Source organism: Acidovorax sp. T1 (assembly GCF_002176815.1).
Taxonomy (GTDB): domain Bacteria; phylum Pseudomonadota; class Gammaproteobacteria; order Burkholderiales; family Burkholderiaceae_C; genus Acidovorax.
This window is the reverse complement of record NZ_CP021648.1, coordinates 4,021,305-4,040,730: the sequence shown is the minus strand read 5'-3', so window position 1 is coordinate 4,040,730 and position 19,426 is coordinate 4,021,305. Positions and strand designations below refer to the sequence as shown.

At 66.6% G+C, this 19,426-nt stretch carries 14 protein-coding genes; 7 read left to right on the top strand and 7 right to left on the bottom strand.

Going from position 1 to position 19,426, the window contains the following annotated elements:
• The first annotated feature begins 58 nt into the window (after positions 1-58).
• A complete protein-coding gene (locus CCX87_RS18690) occupies positions 59-1,615 on the top strand; it encodes a M48 family metalloprotease (protein ID WP_087748502.1) in 1,557 nt (518 codons plus the stop codon).
• Here the strand turns inward: CCX87_RS18690 and CCX87_RS18685 are convergent.
• The 3 genes from CCX87_RS18685 to CCX87_RS18675 form a co-directional block, all read right to left on the bottom strand.
• Complete coding sequence (locus CCX87_RS18685; protein ID WP_087748039.1) at positions 1,583-1,936, bottom strand: phage holin family protein; 354 nt, start codon at positions 1,934-1,936, stop codon at positions 1,583-1,585. The genes CCX87_RS18690 and CCX87_RS18685 overlap by 33 nt on opposite strands.
• Before the next feature lie 111 nt (positions 1,937-2,047).
• On the bottom strand, positions 2,048-2,500 hold the full coding sequence (locus CCX87_RS18680; protein WP_087748038.1) for a hypothetical protein: 453 nt from the start codon (positions 2,498-2,500) through the stop codon (positions 2,048-2,050).
• 105 nt (positions 2,501-2,605) lie between these two features.
• Positions 2,606-3,334, bottom strand: a complete 729-nt coding sequence (locus tag CCX87_RS18675) for a TerC family protein (protein WP_087748037.1) — start codon at positions 3,332-3,334, stop codon at positions 2,606-2,608.
• Positions 3,335-3,891: 557 nt separating this feature from the next.
• Here CCX87_RS18675 and CCX87_RS18670 point away from each other — a divergent pair.
• Complete coding sequence (locus tag CCX87_RS18670; protein ID WP_087748501.1) at positions 3,892-4,326, top strand: DUF3717 domain-containing protein; 435 nt, start codon at positions 3,892-3,894, stop codon at positions 4,324-4,326.
• A gap of 73 nt (positions 4,327-4,399) precedes the next feature.
• On the opposite strand, the gene CCX87_RS18665 is transcribed toward CCX87_RS18670, so the two are convergent.
• On the bottom strand, positions 4,400-4,960 hold the full coding sequence (locus tag CCX87_RS18665) for a YaeQ family protein (protein WP_010464548.1): 561 nt from the start codon (positions 4,958-4,960) through the stop codon (positions 4,400-4,402).
• A gap of 81 nt (positions 4,961-5,041) precedes the next feature.
• Positions 5,042-6,421 carry an adenylosuccinate lyase gene (gene purB, locus CCX87_RS18660; RefSeq protein WP_087748036.1) on the bottom strand — a complete coding sequence of 460 codons (1,380 nt, stop codon included), beginning with the start codon at positions 6,419-6,421 and terminating at the stop codon, positions 5,042-5,044.
• A gap of 102 nt (positions 6,422-6,523) precedes the next feature.
• On the opposite strand from purB, the gene CCX87_RS18655 reads away from it, so the two are divergent.
• Complete coding sequence (locus CCX87_RS18655) at positions 6,524-7,138, top strand: glutathione S-transferase N-terminal domain-containing protein (RefSeq protein WP_087748035.1); 615 nt, start codon at positions 6,524-6,526, stop codon at positions 7,136-7,138.
• Positions 7,139-7,516: 378 nt separating this feature from the next.
• Here CCX87_RS18655 and CCX87_RS18650 read toward each other — a convergent pair whose 3' ends face one another.
• Together CCX87_RS18650 and glnE are read right to left on the bottom strand one after the other, a co-directional pair.
• Positions 7,517-8,734, bottom strand: coding sequence for an HD-GYP domain-containing protein (locus CCX87_RS18650; RefSeq protein WP_087748034.1), 1,218 nt, complete (start codon positions 8,732-8,734; stop codon positions 7,517-7,519).
• A 165-nt stretch (positions 8,735-8,899) separates the two neighbouring features.
• Complete coding sequence (glnE, locus tag CCX87_RS18645; RefSeq protein WP_087748033.1) at positions 8,900-11,668, bottom strand: bifunctional [glutamate--ammonia ligase]-adenylyl-L-tyrosine phosphorylase/[glutamate--ammonia-ligase] adenylyltransferase; 2,769 nt, start codon at positions 11,666-11,668, stop codon at positions 8,900-8,902.
• 102 nt (positions 11,669-11,770) lie between these two features.
• Between glnE and CCX87_RS18640 the strand changes: the two genes are divergently transcribed.
• The 4 genes from CCX87_RS18640 to CCX87_RS18625 are packed head-to-tail and all read left to right on the top strand — an operon-like array spanning position 11,771 to position 19,408.
• Entirely contained in the window at positions 11,771-15,925 is a 4,155-nt protein-coding gene (locus CCX87_RS18640) for a YhdP family protein (protein WP_087748032.1), read from the top strand.
• Entirely contained in the window at positions 15,922-16,737 is an 816-nt protein-coding gene (locus CCX87_RS18635) for a carbon-nitrogen hydrolase family protein (protein WP_087748031.1), read from the top strand. The genes CCX87_RS18640 and CCX87_RS18635 overlap by 4 nt, the downstream gene beginning before the upstream one ends.
• Positions 16,734-18,779, top strand: coding sequence for a two-component system sensor histidine kinase NtrB (locus tag CCX87_RS18630; RefSeq protein ID WP_087748030.1), 2,046 nt, complete (start codon positions 16,734-16,736; stop codon positions 18,777-18,779). Before CCX87_RS18635 ends, CCX87_RS18630 begins: the two co-directional genes overlap by 4 nt.
• Entirely contained in the window at positions 18,779-19,408 is a 630-nt protein-coding gene (locus tag CCX87_RS18625) for a response regulator transcription factor (protein ID WP_087748029.1), read from the top strand. The genes CCX87_RS18630 and CCX87_RS18625 overlap by 1 nt, the downstream gene beginning before the upstream one ends.
• Positions 19,409-19,426 lie beyond the last annotated feature (18 nt).

Below are 19,426 nucleotides of genomic sequence, written 5' to 3'. Positions count from 1 at the left end.
AAACATTTGGGCGAAGGGGCATCATACGTGCATGTGGAACCGCAAACGCACCCCTGCAATGCCTTGGGCTGATGCCTCTTTGGCTGCACAAAAAATTCATCAAAATTCGCCTCCAGCGCTTTCTGGGCGTGCGCTGATAGCTTCTTTATTGATAGCGGTTGGCGCGGGTGCCGCTCTGCCTGTTGCGGCCCAGCCCGCCCTGCCCACCCTGGGCGATGGCAGCGCCCTCACCACGGGCGAAGAGCGCCGCCTGGGCGACCGCATCATCCGCGAGCTGTACCGCGACCCCGATTACATCGATGACCCGGTGCTGGTGGAATATGTGCAGGGGCTGTGGCAGGCGCTGCTGGCGGCTGCACGCGCGCGCGGCGAGCTCTCGCCCGAGCTCGATGAGCGCTTTGCCTGGGAGGTGCTGCTGGGGCGCGACCGCACGGTCAATGCCTTTGCGCTGCCCGGTGGCTACCTGGGCGTGCACCTGGGGCTGATCGGCGTGGTGGCCACGCGCGACGAGCTGGCCTCGGTGCTGGCGCACGAGCTGAGCCATGTCACCCAGCGCCATATCTCGCGCCTGATCGCGCAGCAAGGCCGCCAGACGCCCCTGCTGGTGGGTGCCATGGTGCTGGCCGCGCTGGCCGCCAGCAAGAACCCTGGGGCCGCGCAGGCCATGATGGTGGGCGGCCAGGCGGTGGCCATCCAGAACCAGCTCAATTTTTCGCGCGACATGGAGCGCGAGGCCGACCGCATCGGCTACGGGCTGATGGAGCCCTCGGGGTTTGCACCCCAGGGCTTTGTGAGCATGTTTGACAAGCTGCAGCAGGCCAACCGCCTCAACGACAACGGCTCGTGGCCCTATTTGCGCAGCCACCCGCTGACCACCCAGCGCATGGCCGACATGCACTCGCGGCTGCCGCCGGGCGGCGCGGCACCACCACTGCCGCCCAGCCTGGAGCACGCCATGGTGGCGGCCCGGGCCCGTGTGCTGGCAAACCCTGGGGTGGATGCGCTGCGGCTGTGGATTGCCGAGCCCCAGAGCACCGGCTTTGCCAGCCAGCCCGCCGCGCGCCGCGCTGCGGCGCTGTACACCGCCGCGCTGGCCAGCAACCAGCTGCGGGATTTTGCGGCTGCACGCACGGCCCAGGCCAAGCTGGACGAGGTGGTGCGGGGCGATGCGGCGGCCCAGCGCCAGTCGCAGCGGCTGGCGGCCGAGATCGAGCTGGCTGCCGGCCTGCCCGAGGCCGCGCTGCAGCGTTTGCCCCAGGGCTCCGGCCGACCAGAGCTGGTGCTGCGCACCCAGGCCCTGCTGCGCGTGGGCCGCCCCGCCGAGGTAACCGGCGCCCTGCAGACCTGGGTGGCCACCCACCCGCACGATGCGACGGTGTGGCAACTGCTGGCGAGCGCCTGGCAGGCGCAGGGGCAGCCGCTGCGGGCCGTGCGCGCCGAAGCCGAATCGCACGCCGCCCGTTACGACTATGCCGCCGCGGTGGACCGCTTCAAGGCCGGGCAAGACCTGGCGCGCAAAAGCAGCAGCGCCGCCGACTACATCGAGGTGTCCATCATCGACACGCGGCTGCGTGCGATGGAGCTACTTTTGAAGGAACAGGCCGCCGAGCGCTGATTCGATCAGCAAGCCCAGCACCGAATAGATCAGCGAGCCCAGCAGGGCCGCGCCAAAGCCGGTGACATGAAAACCGCCCAGCACGCCCGCGGCGGCCCAGAACATCAGGGCGTTGATCACAAAGAGAAACAGGCCCACGGTGACGATGGTCACCGGCAGCGTCAGCACCACCAGCACGGGGCGCAGCACGGCATTGAACAGACCGATGACCAGCGCGGCAATCAGGGCCGAGGTAAAGCTTTGCACCTGCACGCCGCTGTAGAGGTAAGCCACCAGCAGCAGTGCCGCAGCGCTGAGCAGCCATTTGAGTAGGAGTTTCATGCGCGCACAATAACACCGGGCTGGCTTTGCAGGCGGCCGGGCGCGCTGGCTGGTGGCGGCGTTCTTGAAACACGACACCACAGGCTGCGCGTCGAAGCCTGGGTGATCGGATCAGGCCATGTCCAGCACCAGCAGTGCGCCCAGCCCGGTCAGCAGGCCGGGCAAGGTGCCCGGAAACAACAGGCGGGCCGACGCAGCGGACGACAGGTCGGCGGCGGCATCCAGCTTGGGCCGGCGGGCATCGACCACACGGGCGGCACCCAGTTCGGCCTGCAATTGCGTGGCCAGCTCGGGCAAGGGGCCTTTGGCCAGCACGGTTGTCACGTTGCCGTGGCTGCCCGACCGCAGCCACGGCAGCAGCTGCGCAAAAAGCTTGTCGGCCCATTTGTCGCGCCAGTTTTCGCGGGCGCGGTGGCTCACCCACTTGCTGACGCGGTGCGTCATGCGCGGGGCGCAGGCCACCAGCACCCAGTGCGTTCCGGCAGCCGCCTCGCCCGCCAGCAAGGGCGCCAGGATCTGCTGCGCATGGGCTGCGTCGTCCACGTACACGATGACTTTGTCCATACCACCTCCAGAGGCGGGAGCATGACAAAGGGGGCATAGTGCCCCCTTTGCGCTAGCCCATTCGCCGGTTTGACGGTTCGCGCACCGGCGGGTTTACGTTTGCCCTCAGCCCTGTGCAGGCGCGGCGGCGGCGCGGCGCGCCAAAATGGCCTTGCCAGCCACAAACACCAGCAAGGCGCCGGCCACGCTGGCCGCGTAGCGGATGGTGTCGGTTTGCGCAATCTTGAACATCCACTGCCACTTGTCAGGGTTGGAGAAGACGGGGTCGGTCACCAGCATGCCGCCCGCAATCCAGCCCAGCAGCATGCCGCCGAGCGTGATGATGATGGGGAAGCGCTCCATCAGCTTGATGACCAGCTGGCTGCCCCAGACGATGATCGGGATGGAAATCAGCAGGCCCAGCACCACCAGCAGGAACTGGTGTTCGCCCGCGTTCTGCGCGGCGCCCGCAATGGCGATCACGTTGTCCACACTCATCACCAGGTCGGCAACGATGATGGTCTTGATGGCGGCCAGCAGCTTGTCGCTGGTCTGGATGTCGCCATGGCCGTCTTCATCGGGGGCCAGCAGCTTCACGCCAATCCATACCAGCAGCAGCGCGCCCACGAACTTGAGGAAAGGCAGCGCCAGCAGCGTCATGGCAAACGCGATCAGGATCACACGCAGCACGATGGCACCGGCCGTGCCCCAGATGATGCCCTTGGTGCGCTGGGCGGGCGGCAGTTTGCGGCAGGCCAGCGCAATGACCACCGCGTTGTCGCCACCCAGCAGGATGTCGATGATGATGATCTGGCCGAGTGCCAGCCAGAATTCGGGCGATGCCAAAAAGTCCATAAATTCCTCAATATCAAAGGGCAAAAGGACGACCCGGCTGCGACTGTAGCGCCGAGTTCGTCCCGGGGATAGGAGGCTTGCTGTGGGCGGATCAGGGGCGTGCCACCAGGGGCAGAGATGGCGAGGTGACGGCCTTGATCAGCCCACGGTGGGCCCATCAAAGGTCTTGCTCGGTTCGGCACCCTGGTGTGTGCCGAACCCGGACCGCCGGAAGCGATGCTTCGTATTGACGACGGTTCCGATGCCATGCCCCCGATCGCCAATGACTGCCTCGGTCGGAACACATGTCGGGAGCTACTCCCCTTCGAAGCGGCGATTGGAACACAGGCCGCGCGGGGCGTGCAAGCCAGAAACCATGGTTTTGTGGGCCATTATTCAAGAGAAATCGGCCTCAAGCGCTTTGCTGGCAAGCGCAGGAAGCTATCAAAACAGGAGTACGCAAAGCCCGCTCGCCCGCCCCCGCGCCAGACAGGGCCACCGGCGTGGCGCCCCGCCCGGGGCACGCCGCGCGGCTATGATCCGTGCCCCGTTGCCCCCTCTTGCTGCAACTGCACGCCATGGCCGCCATCCACATCACCGACATCGAAGCCGCCATCAACCACTGGCGCGAGCGCGCGCCCGCCACTGCTGGGGCGGCGCTGGCGCCCGAGATCAGCGCGCTGGGCGAGGTGTATGCGCGCATGGTGTTCCGCCACGAAGACGAGGCCGACGAGCAAAGCCTGCCGGCGCCGGCGCGGGCCGCCTGGCTGGCCTGGTACGACACCACGCCCGACACGCCGTGCATCGCCATCTGCTCGACCAGCCAGGGCGACGACTGGTGCAAGGGCTGCGGGCGCAGCTTTGACGAGGTGCAGTTGTGGCCCGCCATGGGCCCCGCCGAAAAGCGCGCCGTGTGGCGCCGCATCACGCTGGAACACACCGCCTGGCGCTTCAACCGCTACGCCGAACGCGCGGCCGAAGGGCCCAGCGGCGCGCTCATGCCGCGCGACTGATGCTCTTATTTTGATAGCTGTTAGCGCTTGATGGGAAAGCGCTAGCAGCCAGTTTTATGCAAAACCCGGCGCCTTATTTCCAGCGCACGGGCTCCACATGCACGCTGCCCTGGGTGCTGCTGAGGGTGATGGCCCCCTCCTGCACCGTGGCCTGCAGCTGCATGCTGCGTTCGGCCAGCTGCGCCAGCGCTTGCGAAGCCTCGGTGGGAATGCGCCAGACCTGCAGTTTTTCCAGGCGCGAGAGCTTGGTTTCGATGCCCTTCCACCAGATCTCGGCGGCGTGGTTGAAGCAATACACGATGACCGAATCGGCCTTGCTGCAGGCCTTGGTGAGCGGCTTGTCCTCGGGCTGACCCACTTCGATCCACACGCGCTTGCGGCCGGTGAAGTCGGTCAGCGAGGCATCAGGGTCGTCCGGGTCGGACAGTCCCGCGCCAAACGCCAGGGTGGCATCGCCGTTGCACAGGTCGTTGAGCTGGTGCGCTGCAATGGCCAGGGCCGCCAGCCGCACCATCATGCGCTCGTCGGTCTCGCTCGGGTGGCGGGCCAGCGTGAGCGCGTGGTCGGCATAGTAGCCGTGGTCAATGTCGGCGATTTGCAGGTTCGCCTTGAAGATGGTGGATTTGATGGCCATGGTTTTGTGCTCACAAATAAATAGCTCCCAGGGCTTACCGTGTAAGCGCTGGGAGCTGAAAATGCCAAAAATTGAGGCGGGTCAGACGCGGCGTGCCAGCTCGGCGGCCTTGCCGATGTAGCTGCCGGGCGTCATGGTCAGCAGGCGGTCTTTTTCGGCCTGCGGGATCTCCAGCGAGCGGATCAATCCATGCAGGGCCTCGGCCGTCACCACCTGGCCGCGGGTGACTTCCTTGAGCTTTTCGTAGGCGCCCTGCACGCCATAGCGGCGCATCACGGTCTGGATGGGCTCGGCCAGCACTTCCCAGCTCGCATCCAGGTCGGCGGCCAGGGCTTGCTCGTTCAGTTCGAGCTTGTTCAGGCCGGTGAGCAGCGAGGCATAGGCCAGCGCGGCGTAACCCAGGGCCACGCCCATGTTGCGCAGCACGGTGCTGTCGGTCAGGTCGCGCTGCCAGCGGCTGATGGGCAGCTTCTCGGCCAAATGCTTGAGCAGCGCATTGGCCAGGCCCAGGTTGCCTTCGGCGTTCTCGAAGTCGATCGGGTTGACCTTGTGCGGCATGGTGCTGGAGCCGATCTCGCCGGCCTTCAGGCGCTGCTTGAAGTAGCCCAGGCTCACATAGCCCCAGATGTCGCGCGAGAGGTCCACCAGGATGGTGTTGGCGCGCGCCACGGCGTCGAACAGCTCGGCCATGTAGTCGTGCGGCTCGATCTGGATGCTGTAGGGCTGGAAGGTCAGGCCCAGGCCCAGCGGCTCGGGCGTTTCGATGACCTTCTTGCTGAAGGCTTCCCAGTCAAACTCAGGCCAGGCCGCGAGGTGGGCGTTGTAGTTGCCCACGGCGCCGTTCATCTTGCCCAAAATTTTGACGGCGGCAATGCGCTCGCTGGCGGCCTGCAGGCGCATGAGCACGTTGGCCATTTCCTTGCCCACGGTGGTGGGGCTGGCGGTCTGGCCGTGGGTGCGGCTGAGCATGGGCACGTCGGCAAAGGCGTGGGCCATTTCGCGCAGCTTGAGGATGATGCGGTCCAGGCCGGGCAGCACCACCTGGTCGCGGCCCGAGCGCAGTTGCAGGGCGTGGCTGGTGTTGTTGATGTCTTCGCTGGTGCAGGCGAAGTGCACGAATTCCGACGCCTTTTCGAGCTCGGGGCGCGCTTCGAACTTGCTCTTGATCCAGTATTCGACGGCTTTCACGTCGTGGTTGGTGGTTTTCTCGATCTCCTTGATGGCGGCCGAATCGGCCTCGGAGAAGTTTTTGACCAGGCCCAGCAGGTAGGCGCGGGCGCCGGTGGTCAGCGGCTTGAACTCGGCAAAACCGGCATCCGACAGCGCGATGAACCATGCCACTTCCACCTGAACGCGGCGCTGCATGTAGCCGTGCTCGCTCATGATGGGCCGCAGCGCGGCAAGTTTGGTGGCGTAACGGCCGTCAAGCGGCGACAGGGCGGTGATGGTGGACAGGCTCATGGCGCAAGATTGTAGGCTGCGCGCCACGGTCAGCGTCAGCCAAGCCACTGCCGATAGAATCGCCCGCGTATGGAACAGACAACCCCGCGCAATGGAAGAAACATGAAACTGATCGGTTCCAACACCAGCCCCTACGTGCGCAAGGTACGCATCGTGATGGCCGAAAAAAAGCTCGACTACCAGTTCGTGCAGGAAAACGTCTGGGCGGATGACACGACCATTGCCAAGTCCAACCCGCTGGGCAAGGTGCCCTGCCTGGTGATGGAGGGCGGCGAGGCGATTTTTGATTCGCGCGTGATCGTGGAATACCTCGATACGCTGTCACCCGTGGGCAAACTCATTCCCGCGCAGGGCCGCGAGCGGGTCGAGGTCAAGACCTGGGAAGCGCTGGCCGACGGCTTGGTGGACGCCGCCATCCTGGCGCGCCTGGAAGCCACCTGGGCGGGCCGCCAGGACAGCGAACGCAGCCAGGCCTGGATGGACCGCCAGCTGGGCAAGGTGCACGCCAGCCTCAAGTCCATGGGCCAGGGCCTGGGCGACAAGCCGTTTTGCAGCGGCATCCACCTGAGCCTGTCGGACATCGCCGTGGGCTGCGCCCTGGGCTGGCTGGAGTTTCGCTTCCCCCTGATCGACTGGCGCAGCGAGCATCCCAACCTGGGCAAGCTGCTCGACAAGCTGATGCAGCGCCCGAGCTTTGCGGATACCAAGCCGGTCTGAGGGCCTGAGCGCCGGCGCGGGGCCTTGGCCTCATCCAAAGATGCCGGTGTAAGCCGGCCCCCTCTGGCCGGCGCCTGGAATAAAAGAGTTGCGAAGCGTCCCGAAGCGAATAAGAGAGGGAGGGAGGAGAAGCGCTCCAGGAGGTCAATCGGAACCCTGGGGCCCGAAAGGCTTCGCAACGTCAAACCGGTAAGGCGCCCAATGCGCTCTTGCACTCTACAGAGTGGGGTTATACCGCCAAAGTTCCAGCCCCTGGCTCGAAAAGATCGGCAAAGCGTAACGAGATCATGGAAATCACCGGGGTTGGGGCGCGGTCAGCTGCTGCTTGCTGGCGCGGACCGGGCCCTGGCTGCACCCGCCGGTACCACCCGCATGGAGCTACACCAGGGCCAGCAAGCGGTCCAGGGGCAATTGCACCCGCACGTCCCGGTATGCCACGACGCCCGCGATCTTCCAGGCGGTTTGGGAGGTGTCGCGCGGAATCATCTCGCCGGTGGGCATGCCGTCACGGTTCATCACCACGGCCACGCGGGGTGTGGTGGCCGTGGTGCCACGGCGGAGCACCACAGCCACTTCCTGGGTGGCCAGCCGGACCAAGGCGCCCGGCGGGTAGATGCCGAGCGCTTTGACCAGCGCGGCACCCGCCTCGTCCACCTGGTGTTCTTCGTTGTAGTAGCTGGCCTGCATGGCGGCCGTGACCGGCATGGGCGAGCGCACCACGCGGGGGGCCAGGCGGGCGCCAAAGATATCGGCGCGCTGCAGCAGGCGCGCCATTTGCTGCGCTTCGGACTTCTTCGCCAGCGGGCCGGGCAAGCGGTGGTGATGGCACAGCACCGCTTCCAGCCACACGGGGTCGGTCACCCCCAAGCGGCGAAGCAACTGCTCAGAGCGGCTGGCATGGTCTTCGATTGCCATGATTTGCTGGGCCGTGAGTGGCTGCGACTGCTGGGCCAACTGGTCCTGCAGCTCGGTCATGGCGATGTTCATGGTGAGCCCCGCGCTGCCCAGTTGCAGCACCCGCGCATCGGGCCAACGCAGCATTTCGCGCGCCACCACCATGCACGCGCAGCTCACCAGCATGGCGTGGGTGGCGCTGTACATGCGGGTTTCTTGCGCCGACAGATAAATCAGGGCCAGCAGCGTGGCGTCGGGCGCTTGCTCGCAATTGCGGTTCAGTTCACCGTGCAGGGCCTGAAAACGGCCCTCGAAATCGCCCGCCAGTGGTGCGCGCAGCAACTGGGTGGCACGCAACTGTAGTTGAGGCCAGTCCGGCACATATTTACCATCGCGTTCACGGCCAGCCTGCGTACCTCCCGACTGCGCGCCTGCATGGATCTTCATCGCCGCAATCTGCCCCAGGGAAGTGTCGGACAGCAGCATTTTCTGCAGCTGCGCGAGGTAGGCGCGGTGGCTCTCGCCGGACTCACTCGTGTCTACGCACAGTTGCAGGCCGCGTGCCTCCAGCGATTCCAGTTCGGCACGGGTGCGGATGACATAGCCTTTTTGCGCCAGCAACGCTCCATCCGCACCACGCAGCACAAAAGGCAGCGGATGACCCAACTGGATGGATTTAATGTTCAGGGCAACAAGATTCATGGCGCTCGTTACATTATCTAACCGGTAGGTCGCCATCAAGGGCGAACAACCATGGGAAATGGTTTGCTGTTTGCCAGACCCTCACCTGCCTCGGCGGTCGGGCCCCCTCGCTATTCAAGGCAGGATACTGTCGCGGGATGGCATACCGCGCCATGCACCATGCTTTCAGGTCGCAGCACGCACCGGGTTATCGCCAAAAACCGCATCCCAGAGCGCCAGCACTGCGCGCTGCTCTGCCTGCAGCGCGGGGGGCGCGACTTCGGTCGGCACTTCATCGAGCCGTGCACGGTGCTGCACACGGCGCAGTTCGCGGTAGGCGTCGGCTGCAGCCTGGCCCACACCGGCAGGCAGCAAGCCCACTTGCTCGGCGCGCTGCAGCAGTGCGATGTTGCCCACGTTGCTCACCAACTCAGGGTGCTGGGCGGAATACGCCAGTACAAGGTACTGCACGGCAAACTCGGCATCCACCATGCCGCCCGGGCTGTGTTTCACATCAAACTGCCCCTCGCGCGTGCGATGGGCCGAACGCACGCGCCCGCGCATGGACACGATCTCTGCGCGCAACGCGACGGGGTCTCGCGGCGACGTGATCACTGCTTCACGCACCGCATCAAAGCGGGCCTGCAGGGCGGCACTGCCCAGCACAAAGCGCGCCCGCGTCATCGCCTGGTGTTCCCATGTCCATGCCGTGTTGCTGCCGCGTTGCTGCTGGTATGCCGCGTAGGCATCGAAACTGGTGACCAGCAGGCCGGAATTGCCGTTGGGGCGCAGGGCCGTGTCGATTTCGTACAAATCACCCTCGCCCGTTTTGACGGTGAGCCAGTTGATCAGCTTGCGTACAAACGCCGCATAGATCTCGGGGGCCCGTTCGTCGTCATCGTCGAACACGAAAACGATGTCGAGATCACTGCCGTAGCCCAGCTCCTTGCCGCCGAGCTTTCCGTAGCCAATGATGGCAAATTGCGGGGTTTCGCGGTGCCGGTTTTTGAGGCGGCTCCAGCACCACTGGGCCGAGATGCGCAGCACGCTGTCGGCCAGCGCGCTCAGGTCATCGGCCACCTGCTCGACGGTGATCCGGTGCTCCACATCGCGGGCCAGCGTGCGGAAGGTTTCCGCGTGCTGCGCGCGGCGCAACAGGTTGAGCAGGGTTTCGTCGTCGTCCTCGCCAGTGGACCGCAACGAAGCCAGCCGCAGGGCCAGTTCGCGCTCGAAATCAGCCACGACAAAGCGCTCGGCCAGTAGCGCGTTACCCACCAGTTCATCGATGACACCCGGGTGTTGCAGCAGGTAGCGAGCGGGCCATCGGGCGGCGCCCAGCAGGTGTAGCAGTTGCTCATGCACCGAGGGGCGCTCCAGCAGCAAGGCCAGATAGCTTTCGCGTCGCAGCAGGGGCTCGAGCCAGTTCACAAGGCGCACGGCGGCTTCCTCGGTGACCCGTCCTTCGCCCAGCCACTGCGCCGTGCGCTGGATCAGCCGGAACAGCCGTGCGCGGGCTTCGTCGCGCAACGCGATCACGCGGGGATGGGTGCGCCACTCCGCCACCCGCTTGCGAAACCCGGCAGGCAGTTGTTCGAGCAAGCCTTCCAGCTCGGGTGGGGGCGTGGTGGCCGCGCGCGGCCCGCCGCATCCGCCGCCATTGCATTCCTTCTTGCCATTGCCACCCAGGAGGGTGTCGAACTCCTGTGCCACCAGCTCACGGTGGGCATCGAGTTCATGCAGAAAACCGCAGCAGTCGCTGTGGCCCATGGTGCGGGCAATCCAGGCCAGATCGTCGTCGCGCGTGGGCAGCACATGGGTCTGCTGGTCGTCCAGGTACTGGATGCGGTGCTCCACGCGGCGCAGAAACACATAGGCCCGCGCCAGTGCATCGGCTGTCTCCTGCGGCATGAGCCCGGCCTGGGCCAGCCGTGGCAGGGCATCCAGCGTGGGCCGGCGGCGCAGTTCGGGAAACTGCCCACCGCGCACCACCTGCAGCAGCTGCACCGTGAATTCAATTTCGCGAATACCGCCGCGCGACAGTTTCACATCATTGGCGCGCTCCGGATGGCCGGCGCTGCGCTTGGCGGCGTGCTCGCGGATCTGCCGGTGCAGGGTGCGCAGCGCATCAAACACGCTGTAATCGAGGTAGCGTCGGAACACGAACGGCAGCACCACGCTGCGCAGCGCCAGCACTTCGGCGCTGTCAATGCAGCTTTGCGGCGCCACCACCCGGCTCTTGAGCCAGGCAAATCGCTCCCATTCGCGCCCCTGCACCTGCAGGTAGTCTTCCAGTGCCGCCAGCGATACGGCGGCGGGGCCGGAATTGCCATGGGGCCGCAGGGCCAGGTCCACCCGGAAGACAAAGCCGTGTTCGGTGGTGTCGCCCACCAGGCTGTAGATCATCTTCACCGCATGGGCAAAATATTCATGGTTGGAAATGCGGCCGCGTCCGTCCACGTTACCGGCCGTTTCGCCGTCTTGCGCATAGACGTAGATGAGGTCGATGTCGCTGGATACGTTGAGCTCCCGCGCGCCCAGCTTGCCCATGCCGATCACCCACAGGGGCACCGGCTGCCCATCGGGCGAGAGCGGTGCGCCGTAGCGGTTGTCTAGTTCGCGGCGGGCGTGCAGGCACGCTTGATCGAGCGCGAACTCGGCCAGCTCGGTGACGGCGCGGGTGATGTGGGCCAGCGGGGCCTGGGCTTCGCAATCGAGCCGGATCAGCCGCTCCATGACCAGCTGGCGCAGTATGCGCAGGGCGGTTGCGATGTCGCACCCGCGCGCCTGCAATGCCGCAAAGGCCTGCGCCATGGAGGCCTTGTCCGGCGCGCCGGCCGGCAGCAAGGCCAGATCGTCTGCGTAGCGGCGTTGCAGGCGTTGAAAGAAACGCGAGTACCTCGCCAAGCCGGCCGAGTCAGCGACGGAGCCCGATAATTCAGCGGGATAGGTGGACATGGCGGGGGGTGCGGCGGGCCGCTACATACATAAGGACACCGGTTTCCACTGAACCCACGCCTGGGTCGCGGGTCATAATTCCTGCCACATTCAAGCCCACCAATGATCGATCCATTAAATCGCCCCACACGCCTGCTGCGATTCGTCGCCGGGTTTGCGCGATGGTCGCTGGGTTGCCTGTTGGCCCTGTGGCTGCTGCTGACCGTCGCGTGGGGAGCGCTGCATGGCTGGATTGTGCCGCGTATTGGCGAGTTTCGCCCGCAACTGGAAACGCAGGCCGCACGGGCGCTGGGGGTACCCGTGCGCATCGGTTCCATCACAGCGCGTTCCGAGGGCCTGATCCCCTCCATCGAGCTTCTGGATGTCGCGCTGCTGGATGCCCAGGGGCGAGCCGCGCTGCAACTGCCGCGCGTGGTGGTGGCACTGTCCCCGCGCTCGCTGCTGAACCGCGGTTTCGAGCAGCTCTACATCGAACGCCCCGACCTTGACATCCGCAGGCAGGCGGACGGCCGCATTGTGGTGGCGGGCCTCACTTTCTCCGAAACGGCGGGCGAGGACAACGCCGCCGCAGACTGGCTGTTTTCGCAAGGCGAAGTCGTCATCCAGGGCGGCACGCTGCGTTGGACCGACGAGCTGCGTGGCGCACCCGAGCTGGCGCTGAACAATGTCGATGTGCTGCTGCGCAACAGCAGCTGGCAGCACAACATGCGCATCGCGGCCACGCCGCCGCCGGCCTGGGGCGACCGGTTCACGCTGACCGGGCGGTTTCGCGCGCCGTTGCTGCGGGCACGCGATGGCAACTGGCAGCACTGGAGCGGCCAGCTGTTTGCCGATTTCTCGCGCGTGGACGTCTCCCGCTTGCGCCACCATGCCGATGTGGGCGTTGAGGTGGCGCAAGGCCGTGGCGCCGTTCGCGCCTGGGCCGACGTGCAGCGTGGCCGGATTGTGGGTGGCACCGCCGATCTGGCGCTGACCGACGTCAACGCCACGTTGGGGCCCCAGCTCAAGGCCCTGGCGCTGCCCTCCATCGAAGGCCGGTTGGGCGGCCGGCGGCTGGAGGGCGGCTTCGAGTTTTATACCCAGGGCCTGCAGTTTGCGGCCGACGATGGCCTGGTTTGGCCCGGGGGCAACCTGCGCCTGCAATACACAGGGGCCGCAGGCAAGGCACCCGCCCAGGGTGAGTTGCGTGCGGACCGCCTGGATCTTGCCGCGCTGGCCCAGATCGGCAGCCGCCTGCCACTGGGAACAGCCGCCCATAGCGCGCTGCAAACTTACAGCCCTCAGGGCCTGGTCGACGAAGTGCACGCCACCTGGCGCGGCCCGTTGGACGCCTTGCAGCAATACCAGGTGCGCGGCAAGGTCACGGGGCTGGCGCTGGCTGCCACGCAGCGGGAGGCTGGCCGCAGCGTGCCAGGCCTGAGCGGTGCCAGCCTGGACATCGACATGACCCAGGCGGGCGGCAAGGCCGACCTTCGCATTGCCGCGGGCGAGGTGATCCTGCCCGGCGCCTTTGAAGACCCCGTCGTGCCCCTGGACCAGCTGAGCGCCGACCTGCGCTGGCAAATAGACGGGCAAGGGGATGGGCAGCGCCTGGCGGTGCAGGCCAGCAATGTGCGCTTTGCCAATGCCGACATGCAGGGTGAATTGCGCGCCAACTGGAACACCAGCGATGCCAGCCAGGGCCCGCAGCACGCCCGTTTTCCGGGCGTGATCGACCTGTCGGGCTCGCTGGCGCGGGCCGACGGAACCCGCGTGCACCGCTATCTGCCCTTGGGCCTTCCGGACGACTCGCGCCACTATGTGCGCGACGCCATCCAGGCCGGCACGGCCAGCAACGTGCAGTTCCACGTCAAGGGGCGCCTGGATGACATGCCTGCCAATGACCCTCGGCAGGGCGATTTCCGCATCAGCGCCCGCGTCAAGGACGTGACCCTGGTTTATGTGCCTCCCCGGCTGCAATCCAGTGGCGACCCGCCCTGGCCGGCGCTGACCCAGCTGTCGGGAGAGCTGACCTTCGACCGCTCCTCCCTGCAAGTACGTGCCACCACGGGCGTCTTTGCCGGCACGCCGGGCGTGCGGGTCAGCAAGGTGGAGGCGAAGATTCCCGATCTTTCGCGCACCGTGGTGGATGTCAAGGCCGATGCGCGCGGGCCGCTGCCCGAGTTGTTGACCATCCTGCGCACCTCGCCGCTGGCGCGCATGACCAGCCACGCCCTGGACCAGGCCAGCGGCACGGGCCCTGCCGATTTGCAGCTGCAACTGAGCCTGCCCATCAGCGATATCAACGCATCGAAGGTGCAGGGCCGCGTGGTGCTTGCGGACAATGATGTGCAGATCACCCCGCAAACACCCCTGCTGTCGCGCGTCCGCGGCACCGTGCAATTCACCGACGCTGGATTTTCCGTGAACGGGGTGCAGGCGCGCGCGCTCGGCGGCGACCTGCGCCTGGAGGGTGGAATGCGTGCCCTGGCTGCCGGCGCTGGTCTGACCGAATCCGCCGTGCAAGTGCGGGCGCAAGGCACGGCCACTGCCGAGGGGCTTCAGCAGGCGCGGCAGCTGGGCATGGTTTCGCAGCTGGCCCGCAGCGCCACGGGCAGCACGCCCTACACGCTGGCGCTGGCGTTTCGCAGGGGTATCCCCGAGATACGGGTCACCACCACCTTGCAGGGACTGGGCCTCGCGTTGCCTGCACCGCTAGCCAAGACCGCAGACGCCCTGCTGCCCGTGCGTTTTGAGACCCAGGTGGCCCGCGAATCCATGGCCGCTGTCTCGGCAGGCATGGCCCCGCCACCCCTGCGCGACCAGTTGACCCTGGACCTGGGCTTGCTGGGATCGGCCAGCTACCAGCGAGAGCACCGGGGCAACCAGACGCGCGTGGTGCGCGGGGCCATCGGCATTGGACTGGCCGCCGGCGAAACCGCCCCCATGCCGGTGGACGGCGTGGCGGCCAACGTCCGCGCGGCACACATTGACGTGGACGCCTGGGAAAAGGTGCTGAAACAGGCAACCACCGCCGACGCTGGCACCCCTGCCGCCGCCGCCCACGCAGACAGTGCGGCGCAAGACTATTTGCCCACCGTTGCCGCCGTGCGCGCGCAGACGCTCAATGTGCAGGGGCGCACATTGCACAACCTGGTGGCCGGCGGCTCGCGGGACGGCTCCACCTGGCGTGCCAACCTGGATGCTGATGAACTCAACGGCTATCTCGAATACCGGCCGGCAGGCACCCGGGACAACCCTGCGGGCCGCGTGTTTGCCCGCCTGGCGCGCCTGAAGCTGCCGCAAAGCGCCGCCACGCAATTCGAGGCGTTGCTGGACGAGCAGCCTGGCACGATGCCCGCGCTGGACATCGTGGTGGACGACTTTGAACTGCGCGGCCGCCAGCTCGGGCGCGTGGAGATCGAAGCGCAAAACCGGGGCGGGGATGTGGCCCAGCGCGAGTGGCGGCTGGGCAAGTTCAACATCATGACGCCTGAAGCCACCTTTACCGGCAGCGGCAACTGGGCGGTGGTGGCCGGCGGCGAACGGGCGTTGCGCCGCCGCACGGTGATGAACTTCCAACTCGACATCCGCGATTCCGGCGATCTGCTGGCCCGTTTTGGCATGGAAAAGGTGGTGCGCCGCGGCAAGGGGCGCATGCAAGGGCAGGTGGCATGGATCGGTGCGCCCATGAGCCCGGACTACCGCTCCATGACGGGGCAGATCAACCTGAATGTGGAGTCTGGCCAGTTCCTCAAGGCCGATCCGGGGCTTGCCAAGTTGCTGGGGGTGCTGAGCCTGCAGTCGTTGCCACGCCGCCTGACGCTCGATTTCCGTGACGTCTTCAGCGAAGGCTTCGCGTTCGATTTTGTGCGGGGCGACGTGCGCATCGAGCAGGGTGTCGCCATCACCAACAACCTGCAGATGAAGGGGGTCAACGCGGCCGTGCTCATGGAGGGCAGCGCCAACATCGACCACGAAACCCAGGACTTGCATGTGGTGGTCGTCCCCGAAATCAACGCCATGACGGCCTCGCTGGTCGCCACGGCCATCAATCCGGTCGTCGGACTGGGCAGCTTTCTGGCCCAGGTGTTTCTGCGCGGTCCGCTGATCGAGGCGGCCACCCAGGAATTTCAGATTGGGGGCACCTGGGCGGATCCGAATATCGTGCGCATTCCGCGGCGCAGCCGGGAATCGGGCCGTGCTCCCGCCCCTTCGGGGGCTGCACAACTGCCCGGCAAGACACTTGCGCCCTCCGCGGCCGGAGAGCCCTCATGAAAGTGGCCGCCCTGCAGATGGTCTCTGGCACGCAGCGCAGCGACAACCTGGCCATGGCCCGCCGCCTGCTGGAACAGGCCGCCACGGCAGGGGCCGAACTGGCGGTGCTGCCCGAGTACTTTTGCGCCATGGGGCTGCGCGACACCGACAAGCTGGCGTTGCGTGAAACCCCGGGCGATGGTGTTGTCCAGGCGTTTCTCGCCCGCGCTGCACAGGAGTTGCAGATGTGGGTGGTGGGCGGCACATTGCCCATGCAGACCGCCGATCCGGAGCGCGTGCATAACACCACGCTGGTGTATGCACCCTCGGGCCAATGTGCTGCGCGCTACGACAAGATCCACCTCTTTCGGTTTGACAACGGGCGTGAGCATTTCGACGAGGGCCGGGTGATCGAGGCAGGGGCCAGTCCGGTGCAGTTTGATCTGCCATCGCGCACCGGCCACACCTGGCGCATCGGACTGAGCGTTTGCTACGACCTGCGCTTTCCCGAGCTGTACCGCCTGCACGCCAGCGCGGGAGCCGACCTGCTGCTGGTGCCCAGCGCCTTCACCCACACCACCGGGCAGGCCCATTGGGAACTGCTGCTGCGGGCTCGGGCGGTGGAAAACCTGGCCTATGTGCTGGCCCCCGCGCAGGGTGGACTGCACGAAAACGGCCGCCAGACCTGGGGCCACAGCATGCTGGTCGATCCCTGGGGGCAGATCGTCCACGCCCTGGCGCAAGGTCCGGGTGTGGTGCTGGGCGAGCTCGATGCCGGGCGCGTGCGCCAGGTGCGCGCGCAGCTGCCCGCGCTGGAGCACCGCGTTCTGTGAGTAGCCTGCCGCCCAGCACCCGCACACCCTGGCAGCGCTGGCGCAGCGCCTGGCGCCGGTGGTCGCTCTGGACCTTGCTGGTGGCCCTGGTGGCAGCCATGCTGGTCACGCTGGTATGGCTGGCCGGGCGCTACGAGGCCAGCCAGGTGCAGTCCCGGCTGGAGCGGGACGCCGCGGACGCGAGCTCCGACATCCGCACCGCGCTCGCGCGCAACGTGCAGAGCCTGCAGGCACTGCAGGCGGGTGGCCCGGGCCTGCTGGCCTGGGAGGTCAATGCCACGGAATTGCTGCGGCAACGCCGCGAGTTGGCGCGCATCGAGTGGCGGGACGCCAGCCTGCGCTTGCGCGCCTACGCCCAGACCCCCTACCGCCCTGTGTCGTGGGACGCCGCCAGCCGCGAAGGCTCACATTCCGATGCGGCGCTGGCCTGCACCAATGCCCGCCGGCTGGGCACCCCCGCCTATTCGAGCAGCTATTTCCAGCCGCATGGCGACGGACTGGGTTCTGAAATGATGGAGCTGTGCCTGCCCCTGCATAGCGCCGGGCACCCCGCGGGCTTTCTGGTGGCCACCTTCGCCCTGCAAGAGATGCTGGTGGATTTGGTGGGGCACAACCTGACGCGCAGCCAGGAGGCCTCGTTTACCGAGGCCGATGGCACCCGGCTGGCAGTGCTGGGTGCGGCCCGGCGCGGCACGCGCATGTTCACGGCCCAGCAGCTGCTTGACCTGCCGGGCACCACGCTGGTGCTGCGCATGGACAGCTGGCACGGCGCACCCAACCTCTTTCCCAACGTGCTGACCGCGCTGGTCACCGCCATGTCGATTGCGCTGGTGACTGTGATGGTGGTGCTGGTGCGGGACAACCGCCGCCGGCTGCAGGCGGAGCGTGATCTGGCAGACGCCCTGGCCTTTCGCAAGGCCATGGAAGATTCTTTGGTGACCGGCCTGCGTGCGCGCGACCTGCAGGGACGCATCACCTACGTCAACCCCGCGTTCTGCGCCATGGTGGGGTTCAGTCCGCAAGAGCTGCTGGGGCAAAGCACCTCGGCACCCTACTGGCCGCCCGAACTCGCCGACGAATACCGGCAGCGCCAGGCCAAGCGCTTTGCTGGCGGCATGCCACCGCGCGAGGGCTTCGAATCGGTCTTCATGCGCAAGGACGGCACGCGCTTTCCGGTGCTCATCATCGAGGCCCCGCTGATCAATGCCCAGGGGCTGCACACCGGCTGGATGAGTGCGTTCCTGGACATCAGCGAACAGCGCCGCATCGAAGAGATCTCGCGCGCCTCGCAGGATCGCCTGCAGGCCACGGCCCGGCTGGCCACCGTGGGCGAGATGGCCTCGCTGCTCAGCCACGAGCTCAACCAGCCGCTGGCGGCCATCTCCAGCTATGCCACCGGTTCGCTGAACCTGCTCGATTCCAGCGCCCCCGGCGCGGCCCAACCTGGCCACCTGCAGGATGTGCGCATGGCCATGCAGCACATTGCCCGCCAGGCCGAGCGCGCGGGACGCGTGATCAAGAGCGTGCACGACTTCGTGCGCCGCCGCGACCAGACCCGCGAGGCGGTGAACCCCCAAGAGTTGCTCGATGCCATCCTGCCCATCATCAGCCTTCAGGCGCGTAAGCTCGGCGTGCGCGTGCAGACCTCGGTGGAACCCCATCTGCCATGCGCGCTGTGCGACCGCACCATGATCGAGCAGGTGCTGCTGAACCTGACGCGCAATGCCATGCAGGCCATGGACGACCCTGCCATCCACCCGCGCATCCTGGCCATCCGGGTGCGGCGGGGCGCATCCAATGCGTACAGCGGGTGGCTGGAATTTTCGGTGACCGACGGCGGCGTCGGTATCGCGCCCGAGGTGGCGCAACAATTGTTCACCCCGTTCTTCACCACGCGCGCCGAAGGCATGGGCCTGGGGCTGAGCATGTGCCGCACGGTGGTCGAGCAGCATGGCGGCTTCCTGGCCTATGAGCCCCATGCGCCGCGTGGTACGGTATTCACCTTCACCCTGCCCGTTGTCAGCCAATCTCCTGCCCCCTGATGGAACCTGTATCCGACGCTCTTGTGTACATCGTGGACGACGACGCGGGCGTGCGCGAAGCGCTCGCCTGGTTGCTGCGCTCACGCCGTCTGCTCAGTGAATCTTTCGACAGTGCCGAGGCTTTTGACGCTGCGCGGCAGGCCCGCCCCGCGGCGCACCAGCCGTGCTGTCTGTTGTTGGATGTGCGCATGCCTGGCATGAGTGGTCTGGCCCTGTTCGACCTGCTGCTGGCGCGCGACGACCTGGCCGCCATGCCCGTGATCTTCCTGACCGGCCATGCCGATGTGCCCACGGCCGTCGATGCAGTCAAGCGCGGGGCTTTCGACTTCTACGAAAAGCCGTTTTCCGACAACGCACTGGTCGATCGCATCGAGCAGGCGCTTACCCAGTCGGCCGCGCACCTGGAGCAACTGCGCCAGCGCAGCAGCCTGCAGCTGCGCCTGCAGGATCTCACCGAGCGCGAGCGCGATGTGATGGACCTCGTGGTGGCCGGCCTGCCCAACAAGCTGATTGCCGACCAGCTGGACATCAGCGTGCGCACCGTCGAGGTGCACCGCTCGCGCGTGTTCGACAAGATGCAGGTCAAGTCAGCGGTGGAGCTGGCCAACCTGCTGCGCACCGGCCCGTGAAACCGCGTCGGGCCACTG

Excerpts from the sequence above, each read along its gene's own strand:
- CCX87_RS18690 (WP_087748502.1), top strand. The coding sequence starts at position 59 with ATGCCTTGGGCTGATGCCTCTTTGGCTGCACAAAAAATTCATCAAAAT.
- CCX87_RS18685 (WP_087748039.1), bottom strand. The coding sequence starts at position 1,936 with ATGAAACTCCTACTCAAATGGCTGCTCAGCGCTGCGGCACTGCTGCTG.
- CCX87_RS18680 (WP_087748038.1), bottom strand. The coding sequence starts at position 2,500 with ATGGACAAAGTCATCGTGTACGTGGACGACGCAGCCCATGCGCAGCAG.
- CCX87_RS18675 (WP_087748037.1), bottom strand. The coding sequence starts at position 3,334 with ATGGACTTTTTGGCATCGCCCGAATTCTGGCTGGCACTCGGCCAGATC.
- CCX87_RS18670 (WP_087748501.1), top strand. The coding sequence starts at position 3,892 with ATGGCCGCCATCCACATCACCGACATCGAAGCCGCCATCAACCACTGG.
- CCX87_RS18665 (WP_010464548.1), bottom strand. The coding sequence starts at position 4,960 with ATGGCCATCAAATCCACCATCTTCAAGGCGAACCTGCAAATCGCCGAC.
- purB (WP_087748036.1), bottom strand. The coding sequence starts at position 6,421 with ATGAGCCTGTCCACCATCACCGCCCTGTCGCCGCTTGACGGCCGTTAC.
- CCX87_RS18655 (WP_087748035.1), top strand. The coding sequence starts at position 6,524 with ATGAAACTGATCGGTTCCAACACCAGCCCCTACGTGCGCAAGGTACGC.
- CCX87_RS18650 (WP_087748034.1), bottom strand. The coding sequence starts at position 8,734 with ATGAATCTTGTTGCCCTGAACATTAAATCCATCCAGTTGGGTCATCCG.
- glnE (WP_087748033.1), bottom strand. The coding sequence starts at position 11,668 with ATGTCCACCTATCCCGCTGAATTATCGGGCTCCGTCGCTGACTCGGCC.
- CCX87_RS18640 (WP_087748032.1), top strand. The coding sequence starts at position 11,771 with ATGATCGATCCATTAAATCGCCCCACACGCCTGCTGCGATTCGTCGCC.
- CCX87_RS18635 (WP_087748031.1), top strand. The coding sequence starts at position 15,922 with ATGAAAGTGGCCGCCCTGCAGATGGTCTCTGGCACGCAGCGCAGCGAC.
- CCX87_RS18625 (WP_087748029.1), top strand. The coding sequence starts at position 18,779 with ATGGAACCTGTATCCGACGCTCTTGTGTACATCGTGGACGACGACGCG.